The sequence below is a fragment of the Acinetobacter sp. YH12058 genome, from assembly GCF_013419805.1.
GTDB classification, from domain to species: Bacteria; Pseudomonadota; Gammaproteobacteria; order Pseudomonadales; family Moraxellaceae; genus Acinetobacter; species Acinetobacter towneri.
Genome location: NZ_VOZL01000015.1, coordinates 1 through 13,149 on the forward strand (window position 1 = coordinate 1; position 13,149 = coordinate 13,149).

A 13,149-nucleotide genomic window follows, 5' to 3' on the forward strand; every position below is an offset into this window, starting at 1 on the left:
TTTTCATGTACTTATATTAACAATCAAAACTCAAGGAAAATAGTCCTTAGTTAAATCAAACGACACTTCATGTCGTGTCGCTTATATCTCTGACCTGAAGGACTGAGTTTTACGCTCCATTTGATAAGGTATTTGATAAAAATTTTTTAAAGCTATTTGCTCTGCACTTTTTCAACATAATATCTAACTTAGAAAACAAAAGCGAACCTTCCAAGATTCGCTTATTGAATTTTTAAACTTATTCTTCAGGATACTCAAAACGATAGCCCACACCATACACCGCCTGAATCCATTCATGACGATTTCCCGTTTCGGCAGCGTCAGAAATTTTACGGCGCAAGTTTTTAATGTGGCTATCAATTACACGATCTGCCACTTCAAAACTGTCTGGGTTAATATGGTCTAGCAACTGCGCGCGTGAATACACCTGCCCGACATGCTCTAAAAACAATTCCAATAAACGGAATTCGGTTGGGGTCAAATTCAAGGTTTTTTGCTGATACCAAATACGCTGCTGTGCTTTATCCATACGGAATAAATCATTACTTTCTGGCTCATTTTTACGTTCCAGACGGCGCAACACCGCTTGCACACGTGCCACCAATTCTTTCGGGCTAAAAGGCTTACATACATAATCATCTGCGCCCATGTTCAAGCCTAGCACCCGATCAATTTCTTCAGTACGTGCCGTGACCATAATAATAGGCACATCGGACTGTTCACGCACTTTGCGGCAAATGGTCAAACCATCCATACGCGGTACCATTAAATCTAAAATCATCAAGCTCGGTTTACGCTGCAAAAAGCTGTCATAGGCTTCTTGTCCATCATGAAACATACTGACTTCAAAACCAGCAGCTTCTAAATAATCTCGCACCAATTGGGCAAGTTCAATTTCATCTTCAACCAGCAAGATATGTTTCATGCACGATTCCTTAAAGTCTTTCAAGATTTGATTGTTTTGGGAAAGCTTAATTTGCAGCGTAAACCACCCAACGGTGAATGTGCAAAACTTAACTCTCCGCCCAATGCTTTGGCAATTTTGACCGATAAAGCCAGACCTAAACCTGTCCCACCTGTGGCGCGTGTACGTGAATCATCGGCACGATAAAAACGCTCACCCAAACGTGCCAATTGTTCATCACTTAAACCAAACGGACTGTCATCTACATACACTGTCCATTCTGTTGCACTTTGACTGGTGTGAATATGCACCTGCCCACCCGCTTCGGTATAACGAATACTATTACTGAGCAAGTTGAGCATAATTTGTTTAAAACGGTCTATATCCAATTGTAATTGCGTGCCTTCACCCGACACGATCAAGTCCAACTGCGCCTGTTCAAATTTCGGCTTAAAGCTTTCGATTTCCTGCTCAATCACTTGCCATGGATCAATGCTCGAGAAATAGCATTTCAGCTGCATGGCTTCGGCTTGCGCCAAGTCCGATAAATCCTGTGTGAGTTTTTTCAGATTATTGACCTGATGCATCATCGCAGCCAAATGCTCTGGTGTGGCTTTGCGGATACCATCTTGCATGGCTTCAATTTGCGCCTGCAACACCGCCAATGGCGTTTTTAATTCATGCGAAGTATCAGCCACCCACTGACGACGTGAAGTTTCATGTTGATCTAAAATCACCGCCAAATGATTCAACTCGGTAGATAAATCACCCAATTCATCATTACGATTGACCGTGACCTGATGCTGATAATGCCCTTTGGTCAATTCACGTGTACCATTCAACAAACGCTGAATCGGTTTTTTAAAATAGGTCGCCAATAACAATGCAGCAATCAAGCTCGCCAAAATACTTAAAGCATAAACCAATAATAAATAACGGGTTTGCTTACTAAAAAAGTTAATACTTAAAGCATCTTCCTGATCTAACACAGGTTTTAAGCCTAAATAGCCCACGACTTTTTCATTGACCATAATTGGACGATAAGAAATTTGAGTTTCAGCAGGCTCTCCTACCACAAATTGCCGCTGGGCATCATATAAAGATAAGCGCGAACTCAAACCCAAGCGGTCAGGCATCGAAATAAACTGTTTTTTACCCGAAGCGTCTGTTGTATTGTTCTGCCCTTCGTTTTTACGATCTGAACGGAATGCATTTTGATTGGCACTTAAAGGAAATACCAAACCTTCAAATGGCTGGAATTGTGAAGGTAAATTCAGTTCTAACCAGCGAAGTTCTGCGGCATTGGCTTGTCGTTTGGCTGGATCAGGTTCGACCACACTTGGGTTCACATTGGCTAAGGTATGTTCCTGAAAATAACGCTGCTGCAAGGCAATGTCATACTGACGGCGCAACCACCACCGCGATAAACGGTCATAATCATCGGGTGCAGCCTCACCTTCAATTTGGAGAATTTGCGCCTGAATGGCGTTGCCCCAATCGTGATATACCGCATAGACTTCTGCCAAGTTTTGAATGACTAAGTCCAGCTTTTGCATTTCGACATCAGCCACGTATTTACTGAAATTACGCTGCATATTGACATGCAATACCCCCAAACTGACCGTGGTGATCAGTAAGGTCGTCAGCAGCACTGTGAGAAACAGGCGTAATGCGATGGGAATACGGCGAATTTTCAAAAGCGCAATCTCAGCTTTTCTTATTGATTTTGAGCATTGTAACCAACAGTGCTAGAAAAAACTCTCCATTGTTTCTTCATCTTTATTATTTAATCTTAACTGAGTGAAGTTAAAAGCAGGTTGGGGAGTTTGAAGATGAAACAGATGACGAAAATCGCATTACTTGGGGCAAGTGTTTTGGGCATGGGGATTTTAACTGCATGCCAAACCAGTAATGATCTGACCGAACGACAACAAACACGTATGTTTAAACAACATTATGCTCAAGATGGACAACGCTTCAGTCCTGAACAACGCGAGCAATATCGTGCCATGCGTGCAGAACACCGCGCATTTCGTGGGCAGATGCAACAGGCTTGTGACAACAAAGCAGTAGGTACAAATCTACAATTAAAAGTAGGTGATCAAACACTCGCAGGTACCTGTACGATGCGTTTCCAGCCTGATCGCCAGTCATTTAAACAACATCGCCAATATGCGATGCAACAACACCAAGCCATGCGTGCAAAAATGCCGCGTATGCAACAACGTGGTGAAGTGCTGACCGATGCGCAACGTGCTGAAATGACCAAACGGTACGATCAACGATTAGCACAACATCAAGCGCATCAAAAGGCCATGCGTGCTGCCTGTGAAGGAAAAATGCATGGACAACACGTTCAAGTGAAACTGGGCGAACTACAACTCAAGGGACAATGCTTGGTTCGTTTTCAGCCGAATCAACCTATGCAACAAATGAGAATATCACCTACTTCGCGCTAATGCATTCAGGTGAGCACACACTTACACGACTCTAAGGCACTCGATTGAGTGCCTTTTTATTTACCTTTTTATCCACTTCACTTAGACATATCTCTTTACGCTTTTTGACTATTTGTATCATTTCAAATTCAGCAAAACTGTTTACACTCAAGTAACTTAGCCATTTCAAGATAAAAATCTTTGACTTTGCAGTCACCAAGAAATGCTATGCAGATGCTTGTACCGAATTAGAAGATGTTGCACGATTACAACCATTCCAACATGGCATGTCTGAGAAGGCATGCGCTGAAATCCATTTAAAATATAACGCTGGTCAAACCAGTATTGAGGAAACCGATATGCCACAATACAAAGCGCCTTTACGTGATATGCAATTCGTTTTGCATGAATTATTAAATGCCGAAGATCACTATGCAAAATTACCTGCATTCCAAGAAAACGTAAGCCGTGAATTGGTTGACCAATATTTGGAAGCTGCAGCAGATTTCTGTGAAAACGAATTATCTCCGTTAAACCAAGTAGGTGACCGTGAAGGTTGTACTTGGAATGATGGCGTGGTGACTACACCAACGGGCTTTAAAGAAGCGTATCAAAAATATATCGAACTCGGTTTCCCATCACTTTCAGCTGAAGAACAATACGGTGGTCAAGCATTACCTGTTTCTTTAGGTAACGTTATTTCTGAAATGGTTGGTACTGCAAACTGGGCTTGGGGCATGTACCCTGGTTTATCGCACGGCGCAGTACGTACTTTAGAACACCATGGTTCTCAAGAACAAAAAGATGCTTATTTACCAAAACTAGTTTCTGGTGAATGGACAGGCACCATGTGCTTAACCGAATCTCACGCAGGTTCTGACTTGGGTATTATCCGTACCAAAGCTGAACCACAAGCAGACGGCAGCTATGCAATCTCTGGCGAGAAAATCTTTATCTCTGCTGGTGAACATGACATGGCAGAGAACATTATCCACATTGTACTTGCTCGTCTTCCTGGTGCACCTAAAGGTACTAAGGGTATCTCTTTATTCATCGTGCCAAAATTCAACCTCAATGCTGACGGTTCTGTAGGCGAGCGCAACGGCGTACGCTGTGGTTCAATCGAACACAAAATGGGGATTCATGGCAATGCGACTTGCGTGATCAACTTTGATAACGCGAAAGGCTTCCTAATTGGCCCTGAAAACCGTGGTCTAAACTGCATGTTCACGTTCATGAACACTGCACGTATCGGTACAGCGGTACAAGGTCTTGCAGCATCTGAAGGTTCTTTCCAAGGTGCGTTGACTTATGCCAAAGACCGTTTAGCAATGCGCTCACTTTCTGGTCCGAAAGCTCCTGAAAAAGAAGCAGATCCAATTATTGTGCATCCTGCTGTACGCAATATGCTATTGACTCAAAAAGCGTTTGCTGAAGGTGGTCGCGCACTAGTGTATCTGTTGTCTCTACACGCAGATATCGTTGAACAAGGTGCAACCGAAGAAGAGCGTAAATACTCTGACAACATCTTGTCTTTATTGACGCCAATTGCAAAAGCATTCTTAACTGAAACAGGTTCTGAATCTGCAAAACATGGTGTACAAGTCTTCGGTGGTCATGGCTTCATTTCTGAGCATGGCATGGAACAAATTGTGCGTGATACACGTATTTCATGCTTGTACGAAGGTACAACTGAAATTCAAGCAATCGATTTGTTAGGTCGTAAAGTTTTGGGTACACAAGGTGCAATGTTGAAAGACTTCACCAAAATCATCCATAAATTTGCAGAAGCCAACAAAGACAACGCAGCAATGCAAGAATTTGTTGAACCGCTCGCAGCGCTCAATAAAGAATGGGGCGATTTGACCATGCAAATTGGTATGCGTGCAATGCAAAACCCTGAGGAAGTAGGTGCTGCAGCAGTAGACTACATGTACTTCTCTGGTTATGTAACACTAGCTTACCTATGGGCACGTATGGCATTGGTCGCTCAAGAAGCACTTGCAGCAGGCACAACCGATGTAGACTTCTATAATGCTAAAGTGACGACTGCACGTTTCTACTTCAAGAAAATCTTGCCACGTGTTCGCTCACACGTAGACGTGATTGCAACAGGTGTAGAGCCACTATTTGCATTAGATGCTGAACACTTTGCTTTCTAAGCGAAAATTGAAACTCGCTAAATATTGAACATATTTAGCGGGATATTCAAAATGTTGTACTCTTGAGTACAGAAATTGAGAAAGGACGGTCATAGCATTGACAGTCCTTTTTCTTTATAAATAAAGCATTCTTTCGCTTTAGTGGTCTACAACATTCACAATTGTAGATTACACTGAACTCAACGAATCAAGATTCAAACAATAAACAGGTGAACTCACATGCCAATTTATAATGCCCCACTTGCCGATATGAAATTCATCTTAAATGATGTATTCAATGCAGAACAATTCTGGCAAAACAATGAAAACCTCGCTCACCTTGATGCTGCAACGGCTGAAGCAATTTTGGAAGAAATGGCAAAATTTGCCCAAAATGTGACGTTGCCTATTAACCGTAGCGGTGATGAAGAAGGCGCGACCTATAACAATGGCGAAGTCACCACACCTGCTGGATTTAAAGAAGCATTTAAACAATATGCCGAAGGCGGCTGGATTGGTTTAGGCGCAGATGAAGAATGGGGTGGTCAAGGCATGCCAAAAATGCTGACAGTATTGTCAGATGAAATGCTGTTTGCCACTAACCCATCCTTCATGTTGTATCCACTGCTGTCTGTCGGTGCAGGTATGGCATTAAGCAGCTATGCATCACAAGAACAGAAAGAAACGTATTTACCTAAAATTTACTCAGGTGAATGGTCAGGTACCATGTGTTTGACTGAACCGCATGCAGGAACAGACTTAGGGATTATTAAAACCAAAGCAGAACCAAATGCAGATGGTACGTACAACATCACAGGGACTAAAATCTTTATTACAGGTGGTGATCACGACCTTGCGGAAAACATCATTCACTTGGTTTTAGCAAAAACACCTGATGCCCCTGCAGGTTCGCGCGGTATTTCTTTATTCATCGTGCCAAAATTCCTGGTGAATGAAGATGGTTCATTGGGCGAACGTAACCCTGTAGGCCCAGGCTCAATCGAACACAAAATGGGCATTAAAGCCTCTGCAACATGTGTGATGAACTTTGATGGTGCCAAAGGTTACTTGGTCGGCAAAGAAAACGAAGGCTTGGCTGCCATGTTCGTAATGATGAACTACGAACGTCTGTCTATGGGAATTCAAGGTTTAGGTGCATCTGAATTTGCCTATCAAAATGCTGCGCAATATGCGACTGACCGTATTCAAGGCCGTAGTGCATCGGGCGTAAAATCACCAAACAAAGCAGCGGATAGCATTTTGGTGCATGGCGATGTGCGTCGTATGCTGCTCAATGCACGTGCCAATAACGAAGCTTCACGTGCATTTGCGGTATATGTGGGTCAACAATTGGATATCACTAAATTCTCTACCGATGCAGAAGCTGTGAAAAAAGCCAATGACCGTGTTGCACTGTTAACCCCAATTGCCAAAGCCTACTTAACCGATACTGCTTTCAATGCGACACTTGATGCGCAAATGTGCTTCGGTGGTCATGGTTATATCCGTGAATGGGGTATGGAGCAATGTGTTCGTGATTTACGTATCGCCCAAATTTATGAAGGCACCAACGGCGTACAATCGCAAGACTTGATTGGTCGTAAAACCATTAAATGTAATGGCGAATTTATTGCAGAATACATTGCAGAAATCCGTGACTTTACCAATGGTTTAGATGCAGACCTCAACTTCATTAAAGATGCAACTTTAGATGCAGCCACTGAAGTTGCATCTGTTACACAATACGTTTTAAATGCAGCCAAAGAAAATGTAGATTTCCCGAACGCAGCAGCGGTTGATTATTTACATGCGGTAGGTTTGCTCAGCTTCTCATATATGTTTGCGCGCATTGCCAATGCAGCCAAGCAAAAAGAGGGTGAGTTCTATCAAAACAAATTGTCATTGGCACTGTACTTTGTACAACGTATTTTGCCAGAACTGGCTTTACGCATTACCAAAGTGAAAGCGGGTGCAGAAGTGGTGATGAACTTCAGTGAAGATTACTTCACCAACCAGTCTTAATTCATACAGTATCTGCAAAAACGCCTGAATCATCAGGCGTTTTTTTATACTAAATTTTATATCCCTATTCTAAATTGTGCATGAAATTTGCATCACCTTTGTTGAAGTCTGAATATCCATACTTAAACAGGAGGTGAAAATGGCAGTACGTCGTTCAAAAATAGATAAAAATATTCAAGCAGTTGAAAGCCTATTAGACAAATATGGCAATTGGGCTGTAGAAAGTTTTCATTATCTTGCGCTCTTTATCATTGGCTGTATGGTCATTTGGTCTGCTGGACATACGGTAATTGATATTTTCACCATCAAACAATATGCCACTATTGATGACATCTTATTGCTTTTTATCTATTTAGAACTAGGAGCAATGGTTGGTATTTATTTTAAAACCAATCACATGCCTGTACGTTTTTTAATTTATATTGCCATTACCGCACTAACCCGTTTGCTAATTTCAGATATTCAACACGACCATAAAGCTGATCTCGATTTAGTGATTATTACTGGTTCAATTTTAATTTTAGCCGCTGCAATTTTAGTGGTGCGTTTTGCATCTTGGCATTACCCTTCCGTTATTCGAGACAAGCACAGTGAAAAGCCTTTAGCACAAGGCAAAACCCCTCGCCCAGAAGATGATGAATTGGCGTAAAAATCTAAAATAGGTCAAAAAAATGCTTCTAGATACTCAATATCTAGAAGCATTGATCTCTATGATTTCACTTTTTTCTCAACGATTTGCCACCAACATATAACGCCCATGTTCAAAAATCCAGTACATACCTCGTGGCGGAGCGGGTAAACCCAAGTGCTGCCAGTCGGTCACCACACGATAGGTAGAACTTTCAATATGTGCGCTACTTGGCTCACCATTTACCCAACTGTAACTTTGGTGGTTATATTGCACAGTACTTGGCGCATTGTATTGAATATTGATGCCACTACGAATCGTGGGCTGCCCCCACTGCGGCACAGGTCGTTGATGGTATGGATAATGTGGTGAATAGGAATAGGGTTGCTGTGAATGATAAGGTCGATGCTGCGGATAAGCAGGACGATGCTGTGGCGAATAAGGACGATGCTGATCACGCTGTGTATTGACGCCTGTATATCCTGCCCAACGATTGGTTTCGGCCAAGCTCTGCATCGACACACCTAAAAATAGCATGCCACTCAATGCAGTTAAAATCGCCACTTTCATATCTAGCACTCCTATTTTTATATTTTTATTCTAACCTCAAATTAAGGATAAACAATGAATAAAAAATCAGCAATTTTAAACTTTCCTCCATACAGATTTCACCGACAAAGCTCGCCATTTATGAAATATCTACAGCCCCTATGCTAAGATACATTTTTTTTGAAATTGGATGAAACCTCGTGCCTGAATTAAATTTTGACCGCCTTCATCAGTTTTTCTGCAAAGTTCCAAGTGTGCAGCAAGCCCGTGTAGACGCTTATGGTTCAGACGGTCAGCATGCATGGTGGTTCAAATTTCAAATTGATGTAGAACATCCGTTGGCATGGCAAACTGTGCAGGAATTGGGGCATGTGCTGAATTATATTTCCAGAGATGAACGCTTGCCGACCCAATTTTTACCAGTTTCACCACCACCGTATATGAATGGTGAAGCCAAAGATTTTTTATCGTGGGTGATTCAATGTAACCATCCAGAATTTAGTCCAGATGTGGTTTGTGACTGGCTAGAAGCGCGTTTACCGAATCCTGTAGATGATGAAGCGCAATGGAAAATCAAAACTGATATTGCCGAGTTAGATCAAATGAGTGATAAAGATTTGGATGAAATGGTGCCGCCAAATCCCGAGAAGTAATATTAGGTTCTGACACCCCCTTCTCCCTCAGGGAGAAGGTCGGGATGAGGGAAACTAAAATGTCGATAAACCGCTCCACTCCATAAAGCGATACAACGCATATTTCCACTTCGACTCATCGGCATAGACTGCATAATCCAGACTCATATTTTTACCCTCAAGGTTTGACCATGCGGTATTAAAATAGTGTTGAGCATCCTGAAATACAGGGTCTTGCACCTGTCCGACCACACGCAAGTTGCTTTCTAAATTATAGTTTTTTAAATTACGTGCGGTGAAATTAGCAGAACCTAAAATCAACTCAGCCTGTGTGGCATTAGATTTGATCATCATTTTATTATGACATTGCTCGCCTTGCGTGTTACACCAACGCACGCTCACCCCTGCCGCATTTAGTTCGGATGCTACTTGTCGGTTTGGAATACCATTTTTTTCACGACCAAAGGCATCTTTATTCGGATCAAACAACACCCGTACCTGTACACCACGTTGCTGTGCAGCAATTAAAGCCTGAATCACTTTACGTTCTGACAAATAAAACATTGCCAAATCAAGATGCTCTTGCGCCTTAGCATTTTCAATCATTGCTAAACTTGCATCCCAAATGGCCTGTTCCGTTAAAACCTGCACTTGAGGGTAAGAATGATCTGCCTCAAACTCACCCACAATCACCCCAGACACATTGCCTTGCGACATACGTGCCACAGCTTGTTCTGTCTGCAAAATATCCACCGCTGTATTGCCAGTGACCACTAAGGCAATATTGGAATGACGCGAACTACCATCATGCGGATTCAATGAGGTCACCAACGCTTTCCAACCTTCGGTGGTATCGACCACCATGGTTTTACGATGGTTGGCTTTAAAATTAAACAGGCTGAAATAACTGCGCAGGGTAATTTTATCTTGCCCGAAAGGACTTGGTAGCCAACCTTTTTCTGCATTATTTGGAATACCCTGACAGCAGAGATACCAAAAGCCTGACCACAATGGATTCGATGCCCGTAAAGGCGTTAAATCGGTTTCAATAACATCAATGCCTGCTTGACGTAATTGACGATAATGCTCAGGTGCAATACCGCCATATACTGAGTTAATTGGGTCTGTAATGACCTTAATTTCAATATTTGGCTGCATCTGACGTTTATGAATTAAAGCTTCGGTCAATTGCTGTGTCAGTGGCTGATGCTGTTGTTTAGACGTCCCCACCTCTGCATTAAACAAAAACATATCCACCACAATGGTGGTTTGCGCAGCATCAATTAAGCCTAAAATCTCCTTAAAAATTTGGTGCTGTTGCTGCTGAACACCTTGCGCATCAATATAGGTCTGATCGGCAATAAATTTGACAGGTGCATGGCGTAATTTTCCAGTGTAATTCAGCCCTTCGGGCAATGGTTTTAAGCTGTGGTAGGTCGCAGACGCCAAATAACCTAAAACCAGAAAACTTATAATAAGTCCCACATACGCCCGAGGCGACCAATTCAATTTTTGATGAATTCGCTGAAAGATACGCATAACAAAAAACCTAGTCCGATGCGCTCAGACTAGGTTTAATTGTTTGGATTTTCAAGAGGATTTCTGTGTTTTCACACAGACATCCTATAAAGCCCAAATTGAATTTTAGAAACCAAATTCAACGCCCACAGTAAAGTTACGTCCCACTTGTGGAATATGTGACAAGAAAGATGCATGTGAATAGACTTCATCATCTAACAAGTTGTTGGCTTTAAAATACACACGGTAATCTTGTTTATTGGCATAGTTTCCTGCATAAGCTACGCCAACATTGACCATGTTATAGCCTTCTGTTTCTTGTTCATACGCTGCAATTTTGTCTTGCTTAAATACACGATAGTATTCCGCCATACCCGACCAACCATCGGCAAAGTTAGCATCTAGTTTAGTTCCCAAACGGCCTGCAGGTACACGTGGTGCATTTTGGTTATCTATTTCGCCACGAACATAATCACCAAACACACTGAGTTTATAATCAGGGCTAATCTGATACCCTAGCTTAGCTTCTGTACCATAAAACTTGGCTTTGTCTTGTTGATAATCAATTAAACGGAAAGTTTCTATATGGTCGGTGGTTGCACCATAAATATAGTTATCAAACCAGTTATGATAGACATGCAACGAATAATCCAGTTTGTCAGCTTCATAGTGCAAACCAAGTTCTAAATTATTCGATTTTTCCACATCTAAATTTGCATTGCCACGCTCATAAGTGTTTGTTGCAAAGTGGATGCCATTTGCATAAAGCTCTTGTGCCAACGGTAAACGCTGTTGGTGTGAGCCTGTAAAGGATAGTTTATAGTTCGGTGCAAACTGCCAGTTGGCTGCTGCAGAAGCAGATACGCCCGTATCTGAATAATCTTTTTGCTTCGCATCGACATCAATTTTTTGATGTTCAACCCGTGCGCCGAGTTCAACATGCACATCGCCAAATTGTTTATGCTCTAAACCGAACAAACTATATTTTTGCGTTTTGGTATCTGGCATAGGTACGCTTTCATGAAAATGATCGCCATGTTTTTCTTTCTGTCCGGTCAAATCAATTTTTTGCTGGCTATACTGGGTACCAAACACACCTTCCCAACCTGCAAGGGGTTTGTGCACCAACTCTAAACGCGCATCATAGCCTTTGCTTTTAAAGTTACTAATGACTTTGTTTTCTTCTAATTCATCATGTTCATAATCGGTAAAGCTGGCATGCGCACGCAGTTTCTCAAAGCCAACAAAGGGCTGATCAAGCTCAGTACGCAAATCATAACGGTGTGATTCCAAATCAATCCACGGGCCACCATGTGCATGTTCGTGTTCGTCATGTGGATCTGGTTGTGGTGCAGGGTCGTGGCTTCCGCAATGCAATTTATTCCCATGTGGATGGCAATCATGATATTCATGGCTATGCCCTGGCAATCCATATTTGTCTTGACGGTTACTGTATGACACACCTACAAAACCACGATCATGAATCCATGATCCACCAATATTCACCGTTTGGCCTTCGGCAAAGGTATTGTCTACACGGCGTTCTTTTACCAACTCTTCATGTTCATGTGTATGGGTTGAGCCATCTGGTTCAACATGTACTTCTGTATGATGATGCTCTACCCAATAGTTTGGGGTAATGTAATCATTGGCTTTACGTTTTGAACCTTCAATACGCAGCGCAAATTGATCACTGAGTGCTGCAGTTACCCCCGCACTCACTAGCTTTTCATCGCTACCCGTGTTGTAACGTAAACCTACCTGCCCTTCTAAACCATTATTTGGCATTTGAGTTGGGATTTTTTGATCGGTCACATTGACTAAACCACCAACCGTTCCCGCACCATAAAGTAATGTTGATGGGCCACGAATAATTTCAACTTGCTTGGCTAAAATTGGATCGACAGTGATGGCATGGTCAGGTGACAGTGTAGAAACATCGGCAGTTTCTGAAGCATGTTGCAGCACTTTAACTCGTGGGCCATCTTGTCCACGAATTACTGGACGGCTAGAGCCTGAGCCATATTGATTGGAATATACACCTAGCTCATCTGCCATCGCATCACCAATGGTGGTACTGCGCTCTGCCAACGTTTTCTGATCAATCACATGATCTGCCACTGCAAAGTCTGCAGCAGTTTGCACCAAAGGATGTGCTTGTAACTGAATGGTTTCCAATTGTGTACTACTGCTTTCAGTATTGGCGAATGCTGCAGGTGCCAGCACTGAAAAAATGGAAAGTGTTATTAAATTTTTATGGAACGACATGACCCATGCTCAAATTAGCAAAAATAATTAATGTTATAATATAACATTT

The 13,149-nt window shown here is 42.2% G+C and carries 10 protein-coding genes; 5 read left to right on the plus strand and 5 right to left on the minus strand.

What is annotated here, in order from left to right; genetic code table 11:
- Positions 1-238: 238 nt before the first annotated feature.
- Positions 239-925 (minus strand): response regulator, encoded by a 687-nt coding sequence (locus FTU09_RS09585; RefSeq protein WP_180080088.1) that lies wholly within the window; start codon positions 923-925, stop codon positions 239-241.
- A 20-nt stretch (positions 926-945) separates the two neighbouring features.
- Positions 946-2,601 carry a sensor histidine kinase efflux regulator BaeS gene (baeS, locus tag FTU09_RS09590; RefSeq protein WP_180080091.1) on the minus strand — a complete coding sequence of 552 codons (1,656 nt, stop codon included), beginning with the start codon at positions 2,599-2,601 and terminating at the stop codon, positions 946-948.
- Positions 2,602-2,736: 135 nt separating this feature from the next.
- On the opposite strand from baeS, the gene FTU09_RS09595 reads away from it, so the two are divergent.
- The 4 genes from FTU09_RS09595 to FTU09_RS09610 all read left to right on the plus strand — a co-directional run bounded on the left by FTU09_RS09595 (position 2,737) and on the right by FTU09_RS09610 (position 8,154).
- The gene (locus FTU09_RS09595) at positions 2,737-3,363 is read left to right on the plus strand and encodes a hypothetical protein (protein WP_004975043.1); all 627 of its coding nucleotides are present in this window, start codon (positions 2,737-2,739) and stop codon (positions 3,361-3,363) included.
- A gap of 338 nt (positions 3,364-3,701) precedes the next feature.
- Entirely contained in the window at positions 3,702-5,504 is a 1,803-nt protein-coding gene (locus FTU09_RS09600) for an acyl-CoA dehydrogenase C-terminal domain-containing protein (RefSeq protein WP_180080094.1), read from the plus strand.
- Between the two features lie 219 nt (positions 5,505-5,723).
- The gene (locus tag FTU09_RS09605; protein WP_180009028.1) at positions 5,724-7,505 is read left to right on the plus strand and encodes an acyl-CoA dehydrogenase C-terminal domain-containing protein; all 1,782 of its coding nucleotides are present in this window, start codon (positions 5,724-5,726) and stop codon (positions 7,503-7,505) included.
- Positions 7,506-7,644: 139 nt separating this feature from the next.
- Positions 7,645-8,154: a phosphate-starvation-inducible protein PsiE gene (locus FTU09_RS09610; protein ID WP_004975036.1), complete on the plus strand. Its 510-nt coding sequence runs from the start codon at positions 7,645-7,647 to the stop codon at positions 8,152-8,154.
- Between the two features lie 78 nt (positions 8,155-8,232).
- Here FTU09_RS09610 and FTU09_RS09615 read toward each other — a convergent pair whose 3' ends face one another.
- Entirely contained in the window at positions 8,233-8,703 is a 471-nt protein-coding gene (locus FTU09_RS09615; protein ID WP_179997087.1) for an RcnB family protein, read from the minus strand.
- A gap of 179 nt (positions 8,704-8,882) precedes the next feature.
- Between FTU09_RS09615 and FTU09_RS09620 the strand changes: the two genes are divergently transcribed.
- Positions 8,883-9,335, plus strand: a complete 453-nt coding sequence (locus FTU09_RS09620) for a hypothetical protein (protein ID WP_154320358.1) — start codon at positions 8,883-8,885, stop codon at positions 9,333-9,335.
- A gap of 54 nt (positions 9,336-9,389) precedes the next feature.
- Here the strand turns inward: FTU09_RS09620 and FTU09_RS09625 are convergent, their stop codons facing one another.
- On the minus strand, positions 9,390-10,853 hold the full coding sequence (locus tag FTU09_RS09625; protein WP_180080097.1) for a phospholipase D family protein: 1,464 nt from the start codon (positions 10,851-10,853) through the stop codon (positions 9,390-9,392).
- Between the two features lie 105 nt (positions 10,854-10,958).
- On the minus strand, positions 10,959-13,100 hold the full coding sequence (gene znuD / locus FTU09_RS09630; RefSeq protein ID WP_180080100.1) for a zinc piracy TonB-dependent receptor ZnuD: 2,142 nt from the start codon (positions 13,098-13,100) through the stop codon (positions 10,959-10,961).
- Positions 13,101-13,149 lie beyond the last annotated feature (49 nt).